This is a genomic window from Carnobacterium maltaromaticum DSM 20342, from assembly GCF_000744945.1.
Taxonomy (GTDB): Bacteria; Bacillota; Bacilli; order Lactobacillales; family Carnobacteriaceae; genus Carnobacterium; species Carnobacterium maltaromaticum.
On record NZ_JQMX01000001.1, the window covers coordinates 3,498,148 to 3,518,296 of the forward strand.

A 20,149-nucleotide genomic window follows, 5' to 3' on the forward strand; every position below is an offset into this window, starting at 1 on the left:
AAAGGAGGAATTAAAATAATGTCAATTAAATTTAACTCTCTTCTTTCAAAAGGTGTTCTATTTCTGGGGTTGTTAGCACTGGTAGGGTTCTTGAGTGGCTCAGCTGGAAAGCAAGCAATGGCAAGTGAGATGGAATCTACAGTTGGAATAGAGTTTACAGGTGAAGGTACTAAAATAAAATTACCAGATACAGGGGGAGACAAAATAGATGTAGAAGTACCAAATAGTGGCACTTCTACAGGGGACAATTATTTACCACAAACTGGTGAAAGTAAAAGCTATTATCAGTGGTTTTTATTTGGTCTTTTAATGGTCGTTATAGCTTTATATCGTTTAATAAAAAGTCGGAAAATGAATATCAAAAATTTAAATGCAACAAAATTTAGTCTTTTTGGATTACTGTTACTCCTCTTACTGTCTCCAAGACAAGTTGAAGCGGTTGATGGTGGTCAGATGAAAACTGAAGGTGATGTAGGTTTCCGGAAAAATACAGATATTACTCCTCCGGTAGACCCGCTTAATCCAGATAAACCTCTAGAACCATTTAAACCACCTACTGCAGGACCATTAAGCTTAAATTATGTTTCTGATATACAATTTGGTTCTTATGATTTAGCAGATTCAGAAACTATTTTTTACGCGTCTTTGGATACCATCAAGTACGCTGATTCTTCAAAACAACGTTTTAAACGACCTAATTTTGTGGAATTAACAGATAATAGGGGATTGAATACTGGTTGGCGATTAACTGTTAAACAAAATGGACAGTTAAAAAATGCGGATGGAGCAGAATTAAATGGTGCAAAATTAGCGTTTAACAATACTTCTATCGTCTCTTTGGATGAAATTACTGCAACACCGACTGGATTTACAAAGGATGCAGTCCTATTAAATGATAATCAAAATGTGTTAGTCATGGCTGCTGAAAATGGAACCGGTATGGGGAGCTGGAGTGTTAATTTCGGACAAGACGATACTGAAGGTGAAAGAAGCATTTCTTTAACTGTTCCAAAAGATTCCGTTAAAGAAAAAGGTCATTATACAACTAGCTTAACTTGGACCCTAAGCGATTCAATTTAGTAACTGAATGATTCAATCCAAGCAATTAGATTGAACAGTTAAAATAAACCAGATTTTATACTAGGAGGAAGAAAAATGAAATTAAAACAAGTACGAAAAATCGGATTAATCTCAGCAGTGAGTGCATTAACACTGTTTTCATCAGCACTACCAGCTTTTGCGGTTGATAAATCGGTGACTACTCAAGGGGATGTTGGCTTTGAGAAAGATGAATCAGGAACAACCGATCCTTTAGATCCAGAAAAACCTGATCCGTTAGAACCTTTTGTCCCAGTTGATCCGCCAACGCCAACAACTGGTGCGCTACGCTTAGATGTGACTCCATTCTTTCATTTTGGCACAAATAATAAAATTGTAGCAACGAAACAAAATTATTATGCATTATTTGCAAGAGGAGTAAAATTTGGTGAAACAGAAGAATCGGATGTTCCTAACTATTTGCAAGTTACAGATGCGCGCGGTGGAAATAAAGGCTTCAAAGTTTCTGTTAAAACGAATGGAACCTTTACTTCTGGAACAGACAAAATAGAAAATACTAAAATAACATTGAAAAATTTTAGTGTGAATTCTGGTAGTGAGATTAAAGATTCTACAGTATTTCCAACAGTTTCAGCAACTCCAATTGTGATTAGTGATAATCAAGCACATGATTTATTAAGTGCAGCAGTAGGACAAGGATATGGGATTTGGACAATGCCAATGGGAAGTTCTACAGAAAAAACTTCAGGTAAAGGTAAGGATGGTACAGATACTGAAGGAACTGTTGATGCAACTAAAGAGGGACGCAATCCTGCTGTCCAATTAACCATTCCAGCTGGCCAAGTTATTAAAGATAATACGGCTACACCTTATGTAACAGATTTAAACTGGACTATTTCAGATAGCATATAATTTATTAGGAGGATTTTGAAAAATGAAAAAACAAATTTTAGCAACAGCATTATTAAGTGGGTTAATTTTAGTTACTTTTGTACCAGCAGCATCAGCTTTAGATAAAACAGCTGATACTAAGGGATCTGTCCAATTTGAAAAAGTTGGAGAAAATGAAGTTGGTGAAGTAGTTAAGCCAGATACAGAAGACAAACCAGAAAATATTATTGTTCCAGAAGGCGGAGGCAATACAACCGGTCCTTTGAGATTGCAACATGTTCCAGATATTAAATTTGGTACAGTTACTTTTAAAACTGGGAATACAAAACATCAAGCAATTCTTGAGAACTATACAAAGGACGGTGTAGCTGGAGATCAAGCAATTCCTCAGTTTGTTCAAGTAACTGATGAGCGTGGTGATGACACAGGTACTTGGAAAGTTACTGTTTCAGGAACAACCTTTAAAGAAAAAGTCGCTGGTGGCGGACCTGCAACGGTTCCAGAATTAGTGAATACTAAAATCGTAGTGAAGCAACAAAAATTCTTTAATACGGTGACAGACTATGCAACTCCTGTAGTTAGTGCAGAAACACTTGTATCTGGATTTACTGGAACAGAATTAACTATTCCAACAAATGGAACGGATTCTGTTTTAGTTATGCAAACAAAAGCAGGAAAATCAACAAATGGTTCGAAAACTTCGGTAGTCTTTAATTCTGACTATACAGACGCTTCATCCTATGTTGTTGGAGAAAAAAATGCTGGAATTATTTTAGATAAAGCAAATGGGGATAATATTGTTGTTGATAAAGCCTATGAAAGTGATTTGACTTGGACTTTAAGTGATTCAATTTAAAGTCTATTAAAATAAAAGGAGAAAATAAAATGAAATTAACTAAAGTAGCAGTTATCGCATTAGTTTCAACTGTTGGACTGTCTGGCTTAGCCGCAACAGCTAATGCTGCCGTTAATGAAAGTGTACCAACAAAAGGAAAAGTAGAATTTAAAGCACCAACGAATCCAACCGGTCCTGTAGTCAAGCCAGATACAGAGGACACAGAAATTGAAACAGAGGGTGGACATACTACAGGGACGTTGAGAATTGAGCATGCACCCCACATTAATTTTGGTAAAGTCATTTATCGTGCTGGGAATCAAACCTTCCAAGCGAATAATGAGAGTTACACGTACACTAGTGGAGCCGTTACTGAAACTCAATATATTCCTAATTTTTTACAAGTAACAGACGAACGAGGTATTGAAGCAGAATGGGCAGTCACAGTTTCATCAACAGTGCTTACAGCTAGTGCAACGGATAAACTTGATAATACAAAAATTGTACTAAAAGAACAAAAACTAACCAATAATGTTTTTGATTATGTAGTCCCAGCATCTACTTCAGATCGGATTACAGGTTTTTCTGGATCAGCCATTGAGATTCCAACGGATGGTACTAATAGTGTAGAAATTTTAAAAACAAAAGCTGGAAAATCAACAAACGGGTCAAAATCTTCAATTGTCTTTAATTCAGCTTATACAGAGAGCACAAATTATGTTGCTCCACAAGATCCAGCAAATGAAACAGATGCTCCAATCGGGAAAAACTCAGGAATTACTTTGGTAAAACCACAGTCAGATTCTGTTAACGTCGGAAAAGTTTATCAAGCAGATTTAGTCTGGACAATATCTAGCGCTATATAGGAACAATGAAATAAAAAAATAAAACTAAATTAAAGGATGGGAAAAAATGAAAAAAAACAAATTTGCATTAGTTGGGTTATGTACAATCGCTTTATCGTTAGCAACAGGAGTATCAACTGTTATTGCTACGGAGACAAATCAAGCAGATGGAGTCATTATTGCCAAGGAGGAAGCACCAGCTACAGTTGATGCTACCGCACCAGTTGCTCCTGAACCAATCAGTGCTGCCGTTACATTTGCTGCACCAGTAAATTATACAAACGTTAGCACAATTGCTGAATTTAAAGCTGCATTATTAGATGTAAAAGTTACGGCTATTAAAGTAACGAAAAGTATCAAATTTACAGGAAATATTACAAATATTCCTAATAGAGATGTTGTTATCGATGGTAGTGCTGATACCGGTGTTGTAATTGATTCAAATATCTATTCAATCTACGGCAAACAAAACACGAAAGGCACAAATGTTTTTGCTGTTCAAAATGCAACAATTACAGGGGATGCTGGTAGTGGGCGTTTCTTTACTGGTGGATCAGGTAATGGACCTTCAAGTTATGGTTGGGATGTAAATGCAAAAGGAGTTACCTATACAGGCGCTCGTTTTGTACACCTATCAGAAGGAACATTGGTTTTTGAAGGAACAAATAAAATTGATACAGGCGCTGAAAATGCTTGGGTTCATGATTTAGTTTTCAAAAAAGGCACTGTTTATAATGGAACATCTGCTAGTAAAGGTCAATTTTCTGCCTTTTACTTTAACGGAGCTTTAATTAAAGGAAAAGCAACAGGTAAAGTTACAATTGAAGACAATGCAACCATTAATGTGAAAATCTCACCTAATGATGACAAAAATTATTACTACCCAGTATTCTACGACAAGGTATACCAAGTGAATGTTGGGAATGGAGTTGCATTTAATGTAGATGCAGCAGGTGTGGCTTTCCAATTTATTCCACGAGCTGATTTCCCTGAAGAACCTTCATTGAACATCTCTGGTGGTTCATCACTTAACTTTAATGGACGTGGCGGCGGAAGCTACGCGACTATGAAAATACAACAATACGGTACAAACATCAATTTAGATGAAGGTGCTGAATTAATTGTAACTGGTAATGCTAAGCACGGCGTTATTGAGAGTGTCTATAACTATGTAGATTTTAATTTAAATGCAGCTACTAATTTTGAAGTAACAAACAAATTAGCCAATGCACCATTGTTTAATAGCTCAAAAACTGAAATTAAAGGGGTCAACTTAAGTGAAGTTCTAACTTGGACAAAAACTGGCGGTGATTATAGTCGTGCTCCAGAAACTGCATTTGGTGACTTAAGATTGTTTAATACAAGTATTACTAAAAATACAAATGGTGAAGTTCAATCAACAAGTGCTTCAGCAGTTAGCGATTTCCAAATTGCAAATTATGGGAAAGTTAAATTCCAAGGTGGCGGAAATTAAGTATCAAAATCAAAGTGTAGTTAATGTAGTTTAGTGAAAATAAGTAAGAAATGAACGAGGCTATGGGCAATAATCAAGCCTCGTTCATATTCTATCAGGTTTGCTCTTTTGAGCCAACTCCTTGAGAAAAAAATTCGAGATGGCAAAAAATATCCTATCAATTTTTCTATTTTCTTGACGGAGTTAAATGGCTCAACGAGCTTTTGATCTAAGAGGAGGAAATAAAATGACCAAAAATAAAGTTGCCTTAGTTGGATTAGCAAGTATTGTTTTATCACTAGTAGGAGGGACAAATTTAGCATCTGCAGCATCAGTTCCAACCAAATCGGATGTGATTTTTGAAGAAGATAAGGACCCTAATACTATTGGTGAAATTATTAGACCAGGTACACCATCTGAAGTTATTGAGCCAGATGAAGGCGGACATACTACTGGTTCGTTAAGAATTAATCATGTGCCGAATATTCATTTTGGAAATCAAAAAATTTCAACAGCAAGTAAAGAGTACAACGCAATTGTTGAAGGATATAAAAAAGACGGTGTAGCTAATTACATTCCGAACTTTGTTCAAGTCGCAGATGCTCGTGGAAGTATGACAGCAAAATGGAAATTGAGTGTTGTCGGAACTATTTTCAGCCCAACAGTTAAAACGGATAGTCCTAAATTAACAAATACGCACATTACATTAAACCAAGAAAAAATTACAAATAATGTCTATGATGAATTAACTCCAAACACAACATTAGATCGAGTAGCTGGTTTTGGAACAACTGCAGTTAAGATTAATACAGATGGAACATCAGGAATTGATATTTTAAATGTAAAAGCCAATCAAAATACAAATTCAACTATTACATCTTCTGTTTTTAATGCAAATTATACAAAAGATGCAACCTATACAGCAGACCAAGAAAATACTGGGATTAGTTTACATGTTCCAGCTAGTGATATAAAAGTTGACGGTGAAACGTATGAAGCTAACTTAATTTGGACGCTAGCAGATGTCATTTAATTAGTTACTTACAACATAAATCTAGTCACTTGATAAATAAATTCGGGCGATTTGGATTGCCCGAATTTTTGAGTGTTTAGGTTAGAAGAATATACTTAGTTTGCATAAAAGAGGTTTAATGCAGATCTTAGTAGAAAAATCTGATTTTTCTTAATACATTAAATAGAATAGTTACTTATCTGAAGGAGCGAATGCAAGATGAAAAGAGCAAAATTTTATTTTATAATCTGTTTAATTACGAGTTTTATAAGTAATTATTCCTTACTAAAGGTAGAGGCTGCGGATAATGATTCTGTACCTGTTTCTGCTAGAGTTGTACTACCAGAAAATCAGTTTAATAAAGAGGCGTCTTATTTTTATTTGAAAATGACACCTAATCAAGAACAAGATTTAGAAGTAGTATTGAGTAATACCTCAGATACAGTACAAAAAGTTGAAGTTAGCTTAGCAGCGGGAATAACAAATGACAATGGAATTATTGATTATCCTGATGGTCAAAAAAAGTTTGATGCTAGTTTAAAGTATCCATTTTCAAAATTAGCTTCAACTGAAAAAAATGTTACTATTGATCCGAAGAGTGATAAATCAGTCATGATAAAAGTTAAAATGCCTGCAGAGGAATTTGATGGTTTGATTATTGGCGGAATCAATATTCGATTGAATCAAGCTGATGACACAAAAAAAGAATCTGAAGGTGGCATGCAAATTAAAAATATTATTCGTTATAATTTTGGTGTTGTTCTAGTTGAAAATGAAACTGTTATTGTACCAGAGATGAAAATGAACAAAGCTTTTCCTAGTCAAGTTATGGGTGTTAATACTGTTAAGGCCAATTTATCCAATACGGAACCTGGAATTATTGACGGCCTAGAAGTAGTGGCAAAAGTAACAAAAAAAGGGAGCAAAGAAGTATTATATGAGGCAACAAAACAAGGTTTAAGGATGGCACCAAATTCAACATTTGATTTTGGTGTTAGTATGGATAATAAAGCATACCAAGCAGGAGACTATACGATGTCAGTTGTGGCAAAAGCTGAAAATCCAGATAAAGAATGGTCATGGAATAAAGACTTCACAGTGGATCGTGAAACGGCTCAAAAATTAAATGCTAAAGCAGCAGATTTGGAAAAAGATTATAGCATGTACTGGATTGTTGGCGGAATTGTAATTGGTATTTTGTTAGTAGTTGTGATTTTATGTATTATATTCTATCGCAAGAAAAAGAAAAAAGCTGAAGCCGAACGACGTAAACGCCAAGCCCAAAAAAGAAAACGAAAAAAAGCACCAACGAATAGACCCAATAAAAAACGTCCAATAGCTGGAGAAATATCTACTAAACGTTCAGAAAAAAATAAAAAATAAGTATGTGAAAGGCTAAGAATTTCTTAGTCTTTTTTAGATAAAGAGGAGGATAGAAATGCAAAGCAGTAATAAAGCACAATTAGAGCAGAAAATGATCTATGATGTTCGATTTATAGCAGAAAGAAAAGTTTCTTTAAATATAAAAGAAGAAGTTGAAATTCATAAAACATTAATTTTACCAAGTGAATTAAGTCATGAAAAATTAAAACAGATTATTCAAACTCGTTTTATAAATGTTAAATCAGTCAGTTGCATAAATGATTTTGGAAAAGGAATATATCTAGAAGAGTGAACAAGTCAGAAAGTCAATCATTAAACTTGCTGATTTTTGAGATAAGAATCTAGGTACAATTAGTTATGGAGATCTAAGTCAATTAAAATAGAGAAGTTTCGATTATGAATCTTCTCTATTTTTAACGCAAAAAAAAATCCATCTCACTCAACCTAAAGGTTAAAAGTAGATGAAAGGCTAGTAAAAACTCCCGTAAAGTGATACAATGGGGAAGTTGATATTTATTTTAAATTATAGTTATAATAAGTATATACATACTCTATACTTTAATTATAGCTAATTTTATGTGAGTTGTCAACTATTAAAAACATGGGGGTTTTTGAATGGAAAAGAATACCGATGAGTTTAACTATGAACAAGAGAGAGTAGACTGGACAGTCGCTCAAATGGTTAAACGTGAGGCCATTTTGACTAGCTCTGTGGAAAATGTTCGGGAAGAAGCTCAAGCAATTCGTTCGAATTTTTGGAAAGATGTGACAGTTAATGTTAGCGAACCAGATGATGTAATTGAAACAGAAGTCAGTATTCGCCAACAAGAATTACTATTGCAGGAACGAGAATTAAACTATAAACATGTTGAAAAACAACTAAAAGCTATTAGTAAATTGAAAGATGCACCTTATTTTGCAAGAATTGATATTCGTGAAGGTGAAGAACCAATTGAAGAGATTTATATTGGGATTGCTTCGTTTATGAGTGATGATGATCAATTTTTGGTGTATGATTGGCGTGCTCCAATTTCAAGTGCCTATTATGATGGTGCACTAGGCGCTGTGAATTATTTAACGCCTGATGGGGTTCAAACGGTTGATGTTTCTTTAAAACGTCAATTTTTAATCAAAGCTGCAGAAATTGAAGCCATGTTTGACACAAGTGAAACGATTGGCGATGAAATGTTGCAAGATATCTTAGGGAATCAATCAAATACACAAATGAAAAGTATTGTTTCTACTATCCAGCAAGAACAAAATAAAATTATTCGTGATACAACTAGCCAATTGTTATTTGTTCAAGGAGCAGCTGGAAGTGGTAAAACTTCTGCTATTTTACAACGAATTGCTTATCTATTATACCATTTTAGAAATGGGTTAGATTCTAATCAAATGTTGATTTTTTCACCTAATAAATTATTTAATCATTACATTTCCAACGTATTGCCAGAGTTGGGTGAAAAAAATATGATTCAAACTACATTTTTAGATTTTGCTCAATCACGTATTTCTGGTTTGAAAGTAGAAAGTTTATTTGAGCAATTTGAAAACAAAAAGAACCAAAAGCGTCAAGCTATTATGAATTTAAAAGAAGAGCCAATTTTTTTCAAGGCTTTGGATCGGTATGCTGAATATGTCTCTAAAGGCGGTATGATTTTTAAAGAAGTGAAGCTTAAACAAGAAGTATTATTTTCAAAAAAAGAAATTAGTACTATCTTTTATTCTTTCCCTGAGCATTATATATTGGCACAACGCTTTACTTATACAACGGAAGAACTTTTAAAGCGTTTGAAACCAATTATAAAAAAAGAGAGCAAAAAAGATTGGGTTGAAGACTATTTAGAATTATTAAGCGAAGAAGAGTATAAAGCTTTAATGAATAATCAAAAATTTACTAGTTTTAAAGAAGAAAAAGAGTTTTTAGCGAATAAAGTTGTTACGAAACAATTTAAAAAAGTTCGTAAAGCTTTAAATAAAAAAAGCTATTTCCACTATAAAGCACAGTACGCAAATTTCTTAAAAGTGGTTCCTAAATTAATTAAGATTGAAAATTATGGTGTAAGCTTAGCAGAATGGCAAGCTGAGGAAGCCTTTGTTATTAAACAACTTAATCGAAAACAAATAATGATGGAAGATACGGTTCCTTATTTGTATTTACAAGATTTGATTGTAGGCAAGGAAACGATGCGCACGATTAAGTTTGTTTTTATTGATGAAATTCAAGATTACTCAGCACAACAAATTCGTTATCTGAAATCCTTATTTCCTAATAGTCGCTTCACAATGTTGGGGGATTTAAACCAAGCAATCTTTAAGAATAAACAAAAAGAAAAAACGCTATTAGATAGTATTAAACCTTTGTTTGACGAAGATAAAATTAGCCAAATTGATTTAACTAAAACCTACCGTTCAACAGCTGATATTACAAATTTCACCAAAGGAATTTTATTGGACTCTCAAATGATAGAAGCTTTTGATCGAAAAGGAGAATTGCCACAAATTGTTGTACGATCCTCTTATAAAGAGATAATAGCTGAAATTACTCAGGTTTTGAAAAAAACAAATGATGTCTCAACTTTAACAGCAATTATCGGCAAGACTAAAAAAGAGTGTGAAGAGGCATATGCAGCTTTAAAAGATTATTTTGATTTGACTTTAATTAGTAAAGAAAATCAAAAATTAGCAGATGGTTTGATTATCTTACCTTCGTATCTAGCTAAAGGATTGGAATTTGATACTGTTATTGTCTTAGATGCTTCTGCGAATAACTATCAATTAGAGTCTGAAAGAACGCTATTATATACGATTTGTTCACGAGCAATGCATCGTTTAATTGTGACAAGTCATGGCGCAATTTCTCCATTATTAGCTGATATTCCTAGCGATTTGTATCAACTAACTTAAAAAACACCTTCACAGTCTAGATAGCTGTGAAGGTGTTTTTTGATTTAATTATAGACTTGATAAGTGATAACATTGCTATTTTTGCGTTTAAATTCATGATTTAAAAAATCGAGGTAAGTTCCTGGTGTTAAAATACCATTTATAGTTAATAAATCAATGCCTGATGGTCCTAGAATTGTATCAGCAAGCAAAACGCAATTTGTTGTTAAAACAAAATAATGTTTAAAAGGGCCTTTTTTAAATTTATACAGCTGGCAATGTGTTGCTTTGTAGAGACAGCTTGCATAATCAAGATATTCGTTTTCGACAATACTGTTAGGATTTTCTTTTTCCGCTAATTCTAAATGAGATTTCCAAGAATAGCAGTCTTCTTTCAGTTTTTTTATTTCTTGGCGAATGCCAGCACGCTGCTGCTCATTTAGCTGGATTCCGAAACCGAAAAGCGTTTTTTTATTATGTTCGATACAAAATGGAATGTAACTTTCTTTGTTCGTCGAGATTAAAACACCTTCGCCTCGCGTGTCAAAGAGACGATAAGAATCCTCATCATAATTTCCGTAAGAAATAATTTCACCTTCAAAACATAAATCCATATGACCGATTGATCCAAAACTTTTTTCAGTTACATGAATAAAAATTTCTAAATCAGGGACTACAGTTGCTTCTTTCTTAGAGGAAGTCATTTCATTTGTTTTTGAGGCAATTGATTCTGGTTTTAAAAGGGCATTTGTTTCTTTTAAAACAGCTCTGGGAATAAAAGCTTCAATAAAAACGGGTAAGGTAAAACGAATTTTTCGTTTTAAGCGATTCTTTGTTTCGGGTGATATGAAGGCTTGAATCGTAAAGAATAAATTAGAAATACCATAAAAAATAAAATAAAGGCCAATAATAATTAATATCTGATTAAGAGTCAACCGTGGCGAGAAAAACAAAAGAATACCAATAATTACTTGACTCAAACCACCTAAAAGCAGATTTAAACGATTAGGTAATTGGTTGTCTCTGTATGTTTGATAATTGACTAAAAGGGCTGCTCCTTTTAGTGCAATATAGCCTCCGAAAGCAACAGCCAATAAATAAAACGGGATGTCTGAAAAGAAGAAAATAGCAGCTAGTATCAAATCAAAACTAGTATTTAATAAAGTTTCTTTTCCCGATTTTTTTTTCTGAATAAATTGCGTAACATGTGATAGACCATCAAATAGTAGAATCCCCACTATGAAAAATTTAAAAGGTAAGAAAAGACTCACATTTTCTGCGATGATGATCGAACCTACTAAGAGTAAAAGTAAACCAGAAGTAAATAAATACAATTGGTTTAGACGCATGACTGACATAAATTATCCCTCACTTTATTATCTATATACTATACTTTTTTGAAGAGCGAGTGTCTTCAACTATAAAAAGAACTTCACTACTCATTGAGTAGCAAAGAAAATAAGGGCAAATTCAATTTAATTATCTATAAAATTTTACAATTTTTAACCCACGAGGTGCTTTGTATTGATATTCTGCTATAACTGTTTGATAAAATTCAAATACATGTTTTCCAAAAGCTTCAGAAGAAATATCGTAAAGCAATTGAGTCCGTTTTTTTTCTAAATCTGCTAAATCTTTGGGTTTATCAAGTTCAGCTAAAATGGTGCTAGCTAAATCTTCATCCTGAACAAATAATTTTCCGAAATCCCCATTGCCGATTAAACTTTCTGTATACTCATTTTGTTTGGCAATAATATTTGTTCCACAAGCTAAAGATTCAATATAGGTCAGTCCTTGCGATTCAGACTCAGATGCACTAACGAATAAGTCAGCCATAGCATAATAAGCAGGAACTTCTTGGCGTTTTTTTTCACCAACAAAAATGACATGATCTGTAATGTCTAAACGAGTAGCTAAGGCTTTCAATTCAGCGCATTGTGGTCCTTTTCCAACAATCACTAGTTGTAAATTTGGCTTGGCTTGAAGTAGTTCAGGCATAGCTAGTAAAAGGGCTGTAATATTTTTTTCTTGCGAAAGTCTACTTAACGAAAGTAAAACAGGTGTATCGGTCGAAATCCCTAATTCTTGCCTAATATTAACTTTTGTAGTCAAGTTGAAATCCTCTAGTACGACACCTGTTGGAATAATTTTGATTGGTCGAACGACATCGTAATCACGCAATTGTTTTAAAACACGCTCACTAGGAGCAATTAAACCATTCGTTTGATTACAAAAATATCTAGCTAAAATTTTTACATGGTAAGGCTTAACAATTTTGCCTTTAGCAATATAATGTAAGTAATCTTCATACATTGTATGGTAGGTATGAATACAAGGGATTTTTAAATGGTTAGCAACTTGTTTACCTGTTAACCCTAAGCTAAATTCTGTTTGAGTATGAATTAAGTCTAAATTTAATTCTTTTGCTTTTTTTACAGCGCTATGAGAGCCGCTAATTGCAATTCTACGATCTTTAAATGAAAAGAAAGGAATGCTAGCTAAGCGAATAATATTTTCTTCATTTTTATCTGCGTTGGGATCTGTTGTAGTGAAAATAGTGACATTGTGTCCTTGCTGTTCTAATTCATCTTTTAAGGTTTTAATTGATGTTGCTACACCACTAACTTGTGGCAAATACGTGTCGGTAAATAAACCGATATTCATTTCAAGCACTCCTTTACCTCTTTACCAGCTCGATTGAACTCTTTTTTCAAGCCTATCCAATACTAGCATTTTATGGTTATAGGTATTATACCATTTTGTATGATTACAAGTCTATTTACTACCCACTTAAATTTAAGAAAAACGATAGTCAGTTTGACATGCTAGATAAGGATTTCATTATATCTACAAGAAAAACTTAAAATGCATAAATTTATATGTTATGATAAGTATCTGTGGAAAATTTGGTGTAGTTTTATTTCGTTAAAATTACCTATTATTAAAAGGGGTATTAAAATGAGTGAGGTTTCAAAAGAAAAATTAGAAAAAGTTATGCAACCGATACTAGATTGGCAAACAGAATTTGAGCAAACAAAAGAGTATGCTCAATTACTAGATGCAACGAAAGAAATCAGTGGTAGTATCATTTATACATTTGCAAAAGTTCAGTATACAGAATTTTCGAGAGATGCTAAAAAATGGACTGCTGGTTCATTGGAAGAGGTCTTAGTTGATTATTTCCCAGCTGAATTTATTTTAGCGGCAGATGATTTTAAACAAATTGAACAAGTTTTAGAAGCATATTTCACATTTTTGGAAATGACCAATAAAATAAAAAATGCGCCAACCTTGTTAAAAAGAGTGAAAAAGGTCGCACCAGAAATGATTGAGCGTGCTGCCAATCCAGTTAATTGGTCACCAGCTAAGAAAGCAGAGATGGAAGCTGTCATCAAAACAAGTCAACCAGAAGCTCCGACTGCTAAAGCACCTGTTAGAAGAATGGCAAATAGAAGGCCTGCACCTCCTGTGAAACAACAACCCGTTCTATCTACTAAAATTGGGCGTAATCAACCTTGTCCATGTGGTAGTGGTAAGAAATATAAAAAATGTTGTGGGGCTTAATAATAAAAAATCTCGATAAAAGCAGAAAGTTGCTTTTATCGAGATTTTTATTTAGTCAAGTAATTGAATTCCGATGCCAATCAAGCCAGGTCCAGTATGAACGCCTAAAGCGGGTCCAACTGGTCCTTCAAAAATTGCTTCAGCTTGTGGGAATAATTGTTTTAATTTCGCTTTGATTTCTTTTGCTTCTTCTTTTGCGGCACCATCAACAATAGCTAAATTGAATCGTTGGTGAGAACCGATAAATTTAGTTGCTAGTTCAACAGCTTTTTCAAGATTTTTTTTGCGGCCACGAACTTTAGCAACTGTATAATAAACGCCATCTTCATTACAAGAAATAATCGGACGTAGATTAAGGGCGCTACCTAAAATAGAAGAAACTAATCCAATTCGTCCACCTTTTTGCAGATATAAAAGAGTATCTACACAAAAGAAGACCTTAGATTTAGCAACATTCGCAGTTAAAGTTGTTTTAATGGTGTTCCAATCTGCCCCAGAAGCAATTAATTGTCCTGCTTGAATACCTTGCATCCCACTGCCAATTCCAATGTTTTTAGTATCTACAACAAAAACATCTAAACCTGAATAGTCTTCAGCAATCAAACGTACAAGGTTATTTGTTCCACTTAAACCACTTGAAATGGTGACTACAACAACTTTTGTGTAGCCTTCATTTTTTATTTTATCAAAAATAGTTGTAATTTCTTGCCCATCAGGTAAAGAAGTTGTTGGAATTTCTGTGTCTAAGTGCGCATAAACTTTTTCAGCATTAATATCAACCTTATCTGTATAAACCCGATCTTTATAAATAATTTTTAAGGGAATCACAAACATTCCATATTTTTCAATCATATCATCTGGAACATCTGTACAAGAATCAACAAGTAATGCTATTTTATCTGTTGTCATTAATTATTCCTCCGCCTCTTTTTTAGTTGAAATTTTTTCTTTACCTAATGCAATTGTTTTTTCTGTAATTAATTTTGTTGCAAAAGAAAGAGTAGCTAGTTTTACTGCTAGAAAATCAATTGGTATTTGCTCCTCTAAAATTGGGATGCTTTTTGTACCCGTCACTTGGGCTGCAACCACATATAATGATTTCTCTTGTTCATCACAAAATAGATTGAAAGCTTCATTAATACCTACAACAGAAGCTTGAAATAAGATACCATCCTTGATTTCTTGGATAGTAAAAACTTGTTTTAAAATAGAAATTGCAATTAAAAAAGCAATATGTTTTCGCGTATATCTTTTTTTTACAGGTGCAGGAATTAAACCTAGTTTTACATAGTTATTAATCATCGCTGCTGTAATAATTTTTTGATCTTCGTGAATCATTAAGGGTGATAGATATTTTTCAATCATGGTTAGAACTTGATCCATATATAAATCAATATCCGGTAATAGATTCCATCGTGGTAGTTGGAATTTCTCAAGTCCCTGACCCCATAATTCTAGTTCTTTTTCCATCGTATTCAATTTAATTTTCACCTGCTTTATTAGTTATGAAAATAGTTTAACATGATTTTATATATTCTTCAACCTAGTTATCGAAATTAGATTGAATATAAAAAATATCTAGCTACACATGAGCAACTAGATACATTTTTTAGAAGTAAATTAATTAAGCTTTGTTTTAGCTCGAGTCGCTAAAGAAGACAACTTTTGATTTGAATCAGTAAGCCAGTCACCATGCCCACAAGCGATTAGACTTGGTTGAAAAGTTAGTATTTTTTCAGTTGATTGAATGGCCATTTTTGGTTCCCAAGTAGCTTTTCCTGGAAAAGGGAATAGTGGACGAATATCCCCAGCAATTGCAGGTCCACCTCGAGTTTGAAGTAAATCTCCGACAACTAAATATCCATGACGCTGATCAAAAATTGAAATAGATCCCAATGTATGCCCAGGAGTTTCAATAATTAATAGACTGTTAATCCTATCACCATCTTCTAAAAATCCAGTTGGTTTCACAGCTAAAGGTGTTAAGTCAGGATAGTTTGAATAGGTATGAGAGTTAGATGGATTTAGTTGTTCTTGTAAAATAGACCATTCTTGTTTTCCAATTAAAATTTCTGCATCGGGAAAAGCTGCGTTGATTTTAGTAAGACTTCCAACATGATCTATATGAGCGTGAGTTAGAATGATTTTTGTTAAAGGCAAGCCTATGTTATTAATAGTGTTCAGAATCCCTTTAGCGCTGCGATTAAGCCCTGTATCAATTAAAGTTAATTCTTGGTTTTCAGCAATTAAAAAACAGTTTATCGGAAAGAGAACAGGCATATCAGTTAGTTGCCAAAAATCTTTTTTTTCAAGTATTTTCATTAAAGTTCAATCCCTTCAGTTTGTTTAATTTGTTCGAAAATAGTTTCAATAAATTGATCTATTTCAGGTTTCTTTTGTAAGTAAGAAGAAGAATCATCACTACTAGGCAAACTAGATAAAAGCTGGACGATTTCTTGGTAGTGTTTAATAGTATCTTCAAGATATTCTATTTTTTCGCTGAGTATTTTTTTAGATGTTTGATTACATTCAGGTGTAGGAGGTTTGGAAAATAAACTTGTCATAGTTGCAATTTCAGTTAATGAAAAGTGAGCATATTTCATCACAGAAACATATTTTAATTCAGTTATTTGTTCAGGAGTATAAGAACGGTATCCGTTTGCTAAACGTTCAGGTTTTATGATACCTTTCTTCTCATAGTAGCGAAGAGCCTCTTGACTGATTCCAACCTCAGTTGCAGTTGCCTTAATTCTTTTTCCCATTATAATGCACCCCCATAAAAAGTTTGTTGAGCCGATTAGCTCTGGCAAGAAAATAGGAAATGGGAGAGATGACGCTTTTTGTCATTTTTCCCATTCATATTTTTCTCGAAGAGTTGGCCCAAAAAAACTAGCCTTGATAAAAAGTTTATTGAGCCGATTCAGTATCGAATAACATAAGTTTAACATTAAAGTATGCTTTAGGGTCAAGTATAAAAAATAAGTTGCATTTAGTATAGTTAAATTGAGTAAAATTAGGCATTGGTAAGTTCTATTAGTTGTTGAATAAAGGAAAAATTCGTATACTAGTTTTAAGCTTTATTATTTGTTAGAAGAGCGCTAGTGAAAGGTAGTGAGGCAAATGTTTCCAGTACTCGAAGGAACACTTATTTTGATTGCTTTAGTAATTGCCTCAAATATATTGAGCCATTACTTAATTGCCATTCCAACAGCGTTGCTTCAAGTTGGTTTGGGCTTACTTGTTGCATTGGTTTTTAATGTCAAAATTGAATTAGATACTGAGTGGTTCATGCTTTTATTTGTGGCTCCGTTGTTATATAACGATGGGCGTCATTATCCAAAAAAAGATTTATGGAAGTTACGAATTCCTATTTTAGCAAATTCTATTTTACTGGTTTTTCTCACGACGGTTATCGGTGGATTTACGATGTACTGGGTGATGAATGGAAAAATTCCACTGGCTGCAGCCTTTGCATTAGCGGCTATTCTATCTCCGACAGATCCTGTAGCGGTAAATGGGATTGCCCAACAAGTAAAGCTACCAGTAGGTGTCTTACGTCTGGTAAGGGGGGAAAGTTTAGTAAATGATGCTAGCGGATTAATTGCATTTAAGTATGCAATTGCAGCAACTGTCACAGGTTATTTTTCTTTGACAGCTGCGATTTCTGATTTTTTTTATATGGCAATAATGGGGTTGCTTATGGGAATTCTATTAGCTTGGCTGATTATTGGTTTAAAAGAATGGCTAAGTATTCAAGGGATTAAAGATGTTATTCTCCATACCCTAATTCAAATTTTGATTCCCTTCTTAATTTTTATTATTGTTGAAGAGTGGTTACATGCATCTGGAGTAATAGCTGTTGTAGCTGCTGGTGTTGTTGCGAATAATCATCGCAAAGCAAATGAAAGCCGAATGGCTGAGGTTCAAATTGTTACTGAAAGAACCTGGGATGTGATTATTTATTTATTAAATGGAATTATGTTTTTAATCTTGGGAATTGAACTCCCTTTTGCAATGGGAACAGCATTGGAAAATTCAATCAATGGAAATAACTATCAACTGTTTGGTTATGTTATTTTACTATGGTTCATTATTTTAATTATCCGAGTATTATGGACCTATAGCTATATGTGGTTTGATTATTCCTTTGGTAAATTTAAACGAGAAACAGTACCAAGTTTTAAAATCGCACTAATGTCAGGGTTAACTGGAGTACGTGGTGCTGTGACAATGGCAGGTATACTCTCAATTCCTTATCTTTTAAATACTGGTTTTGCTTTTCCAGGAAGATCCTCTATTCTCTTTATAGCTTCAGGTGTGATTGTATTTACGCTAGTTGCAGCAACTATTTCTTTGCCTTTATTAACTAAATCGAAACGGCGATTTGAAACATCAGGTGATGATTTTGTTGATTTTTTGGAGCCAATAACGGATGGTGATGAAGTCACAGATTTTGAGGAAGCCAAAGCACGTATTCGTATTATGAATACAGCAATCAGTATTATTGAACAAGAAAGTCAGCCCCAAAATCGGATGGCTGCCTATGATTTATTACACGAGTACGACCATTTGATTAGACGGATGCAAATGGAATATAATAGTAAAGAAACGATTGTTCAATTCTTAAAGGATGAAGCAGACATTCGTATTATTGGAATCAATGCAGAAATAATGCAAACAGAAAAAATGATTATTAATCAATCTGTTTCAACTAAAACTGGACATCTGTATATTCAACAACTTAATCGTCGGAAACGCGGGTTGAGAAATTTATGGGTGGCACGCTTTAATCGATTGGTAGTCGTTGGAAAAAGAGTTTATCGTCAATTAATTAAAGAGAATTTGCCAATAAATAAAAGAGAAGTTTATAGACAAGAACATCAAGAAAAGCTAAATTTAGAAAGAGAAACAGCTAAGTTGGCTATTCGAACATTGTCTGCTCATATGAAGCAAAATCAACAAAAAGAAATTCCGATAGATAAAACTATTGCTTATCACCTGATAGTTGAATATCGAAATAAAATCGAACGAATCAAGCGTTTTGGACAAGACTATCAAGCAGAGTACGAGGAACAACTACAAGAATTACGATTAAAAGCTTTAAATGCTGAACGTGGCGATATTCAAAAATTATATGAGAACGGGGATATATCTGTGAATTTAGCGATTCAATTACGACGTTTTGTCAATTATCGTGAAAGTTCGATTATGGAATTAGGTGATGAGGATGATTAAAATAAGCCTATTTTCGCAAAAGCTCGTAAGTATCCTAAATTAAAGCTAATTTCAAAATTAAATAGAAATTTAATAGTTAAAGCGTATAATAGAAAGAGAGAGAAAACGGTGGATTTAATTTTAAAAACTAAGGTATTGAAAAGCTAGTTCTTCGAGAAAAAGATAAATGGTAAAATAGCAAAAAGCGCCACATGAAATTTCCTTATTTTTCTGCCAGGCCTAACCGGCTCAACAAACTTTTTATCAAGGCTAGTTCTTATGAGCCAACTCTTCGGAAAAAAGATGAAATTTCGAGGTGGCAAAAAACGCCACATCAAATTTCCCTATTTTTCTGCCAGAGCTAATCGGCTCAACAAACTTTTTATTTAAAGGAGACAATTGAAATGTTGAAAAAAATATGGCTTGCACCAATTCGCTTCTATCAAAAGTTTATTTCACCGATGTTGCCTCCTAGATGCCGGTATTATCCAACTTGTTCGACTTATGCACTGACAGCAATCGAAAAGCATGGCATTATTAAGGGTACAATTATGGGAACATCACGTATATTACGTTGTCATCCGTTTGTAAAAGGCGGTCTTGATTATGTACCGACAACTTTTTCACTAAAGCGCAACCCTGGTGAGGAGTGCCATCATGATCACTAATCTAACTCAAGATAATTTTCAGACAGAAATCTCAAATGGTCTAACATTAGTTGATTTTTGGGGAGAATGGTGTAGTGGTTGTCAACGTTTGTCGGCTGTTTTGACAAGTGTTGCGCCACTTTTTTCTGACAATCAAATCAAAATGGCTAAACTTAATGTCAATCAAAATAAACAAATAGCCGAAGCCTACCAAATTATGAGTATTCCAACAATGGTTTTATTTAAAAATGGAGAACCTATCGAAAAAATTACAGGCTATCTCCCACGCGAAGTTTTAATTGATTACCTAAATAATCGGACTAGTCAACCTTCAGATTAACTTCTGAAGGTTTTTTTATT

The 20,149-nt window shown here is 33.7% G+C and carries 19 protein-coding genes; 13 read left to right on the plus strand and 6 right to left on the minus strand.

The features are described from left to right. Window positions 1-18: 18 nt before the first annotated feature. From BR77_RS16395 to helD, 9 genes are all read left to right on the plus strand, one after another. Window positions 19-1,080 carry a WxL domain-containing protein gene (locus BR77_RS16395; protein ID WP_015077002.1) on the plus strand — a complete coding sequence of 354 codons (1,062 nt, stop codon included), beginning with the start codon at window positions 19-21 and terminating at the stop codon, window positions 1,078-1,080. A 75-nt stretch (window positions 1,081-1,155) separates the two neighbouring features. Next, window positions 1,156-1,971 carry a WxL domain-containing protein gene (locus BR77_RS16400; protein ID WP_015077001.1) on the plus strand — a complete coding sequence of 272 codons (816 nt, stop codon included), beginning with the start codon at window positions 1,156-1,158 and terminating at the stop codon, window positions 1,969-1,971. Window positions 1,972-1,993: 22 nt separating this feature from the next. Beyond that, window positions 1,994-2,806 (plus strand): WxL domain-containing protein, encoded by an 813-nt coding sequence (locus tag BR77_RS16405; protein WP_015077000.1) that lies wholly within the window; start codon window positions 1,994-1,996, stop codon window positions 2,804-2,806. A gap of 29 nt (window positions 2,807-2,835) precedes the next feature. Further along, on the plus strand, window positions 2,836-3,651 hold the full coding sequence (locus tag BR77_RS16410; protein WP_015076999.1) for a WxL domain-containing protein: 816 nt from the start codon (window positions 2,836-2,838) through the stop codon (window positions 3,649-3,651). Between the two features lie 46 nt (window positions 3,652-3,697). Continuing rightward, window positions 3,698-5,104, plus strand: coding sequence for a pectate lyase-like adhesive domain-containing protein (locus BR77_RS16415; RefSeq protein ID WP_015076998.1), 1,407 nt, complete (start codon window positions 3,698-3,700; stop codon window positions 5,102-5,104). A gap of 226 nt (window positions 5,105-5,330) precedes the next feature. Continuing rightward, on the plus strand, window positions 5,331-6,116 hold the full coding sequence (locus BR77_RS16420; protein ID WP_010051837.1) for a WxL domain-containing protein: 786 nt from the start codon (window positions 5,331-5,333) through the stop codon (window positions 6,114-6,116). 198 nt (window positions 6,117-6,314) lie between these two features. Beyond that, window positions 6,315-7,478, plus strand: coding sequence for a WxLIP family cell surface protein (locus BR77_RS16425; protein ID WP_035065804.1), 1,164 nt, complete (start codon window positions 6,315-6,317; stop codon window positions 7,476-7,478). Between the two features lie 55 nt (window positions 7,479-7,533). Next, the gene (locus BR77_RS16430; protein WP_015076992.1) at window positions 7,534-7,770 is read left to right on the plus strand and encodes a hypothetical protein; all 237 of its coding nucleotides are present in this window, start codon (window positions 7,534-7,536) and stop codon (window positions 7,768-7,770) included. Between the two features lie 323 nt (window positions 7,771-8,093). Continuing rightward, the gene (helD, locus tag BR77_RS16435; RefSeq protein ID WP_035065806.1) at window positions 8,094-10,385 is read left to right on the plus strand and encodes an RNA polymerase recycling motor HelD; all 2,292 of its coding nucleotides are present in this window, start codon (window positions 8,094-8,096) and stop codon (window positions 10,383-10,385) included. A 44-nt stretch (window positions 10,386-10,429) separates the two neighbouring features. Here the strand turns inward: helD and BR77_RS16440 are convergent, their stop codons facing one another. Both BR77_RS16440 and BR77_RS16445 read right to left on the minus strand, forming a co-directional pair. Continuing rightward, a complete protein-coding gene (locus BR77_RS16440; protein ID WP_016356545.1) occupies window positions 10,430-11,722 on the minus strand; it encodes a DUF308 domain-containing protein in 1,293 nt (430 codons plus the stop codon). Window positions 11,723-11,843: 121 nt separating this feature from the next. Further along, window positions 11,844-13,028: a glycosyltransferase family 4 protein gene (locus tag BR77_RS16445; protein WP_016356544.1), complete on the minus strand. Its 1,185-nt coding sequence runs from the start codon at window positions 13,026-13,028 to the stop codon at window positions 11,844-11,846. A 294-nt stretch (window positions 13,029-13,322) separates the two neighbouring features. Between BR77_RS16445 and BR77_RS16450 the strand changes: the two genes are divergently transcribed. After that, the gene (locus BR77_RS16450; protein WP_015076985.1) at window positions 13,323-13,928 is read left to right on the plus strand and encodes an SEC-C metal-binding domain-containing protein; all 606 of its coding nucleotides are present in this window, start codon (window positions 13,323-13,325) and stop codon (window positions 13,926-13,928) included. Window positions 13,929-13,979: 51 nt separating this feature from the next. Here the strand turns inward: BR77_RS16450 and BR77_RS16455 are convergent, their stop codons facing one another. The 4 genes from BR77_RS16455 to BR77_RS16470 all read right to left on the minus strand — a co-directional run bounded on the left by BR77_RS16455 (window position 13,980) and on the right by BR77_RS16470 (window position 16,690). Beyond that, window positions 13,980-14,837, minus strand: a complete 858-nt coding sequence (locus tag BR77_RS16455) for a DegV family protein (protein WP_035065809.1) — start codon at window positions 14,835-14,837, stop codon at window positions 13,980-13,982. A 3-nt stretch (window positions 14,838-14,840) separates the two neighbouring features. Then, the gene (locus tag BR77_RS16460) at window positions 14,841-15,407 is read right to left on the minus strand and encodes a DUF1836 domain-containing protein (RefSeq protein ID WP_010051845.1); all 567 of its coding nucleotides are present in this window, start codon (window positions 15,405-15,407) and stop codon (window positions 14,841-14,843) included. A gap of 141 nt (window positions 15,408-15,548) precedes the next feature. Continuing rightward, entirely contained in the window at window positions 15,549-16,250 is a 702-nt protein-coding gene (locus BR77_RS16465) for an MBL fold metallo-hydrolase (protein WP_010051846.1), read from the minus strand. Further along, entirely contained in the window at window positions 16,250-16,690 is a 441-nt protein-coding gene (locus BR77_RS16470) for a MerR family transcriptional regulator (RefSeq protein ID WP_015076984.1), read from the minus strand. The genes BR77_RS16465 and BR77_RS16470 overlap by 1 nt, the downstream gene beginning before the upstream one ends. Before the next feature lie 358 nt (window positions 16,691-17,048). On the opposite strand from BR77_RS16470, the gene BR77_RS16475 reads away from it, so the two are divergent. From BR77_RS16475 to BR77_RS16485, 3 genes are all read left to right on the plus strand, one after another. Beyond that, window positions 17,049-19,163: a cation:proton antiporter gene (locus tag BR77_RS16475; RefSeq protein ID WP_015076983.1), complete on the plus strand. Its 2,115-nt coding sequence runs from the start codon at window positions 17,049-17,051 to the stop codon at window positions 19,161-19,163. A gap of 386 nt (window positions 19,164-19,549) precedes the next feature. Continuing rightward, window positions 19,550-19,810, plus strand: coding sequence for a membrane protein insertion efficiency factor YidD (gene yidD / locus BR77_RS16480; RefSeq protein ID WP_029451068.1), 261 nt, complete (start codon window positions 19,550-19,552; stop codon window positions 19,808-19,810). Beyond that, window positions 19,800-20,129, plus strand: a complete 330-nt coding sequence (locus BR77_RS16485; protein WP_015076982.1) for a thioredoxin family protein — start codon at window positions 19,800-19,802, stop codon at window positions 20,127-20,129. Before yidD ends, BR77_RS16485 begins: the two co-directional genes overlap by 11 nt. Window positions 20,130-20,149 lie beyond the last annotated feature (20 nt).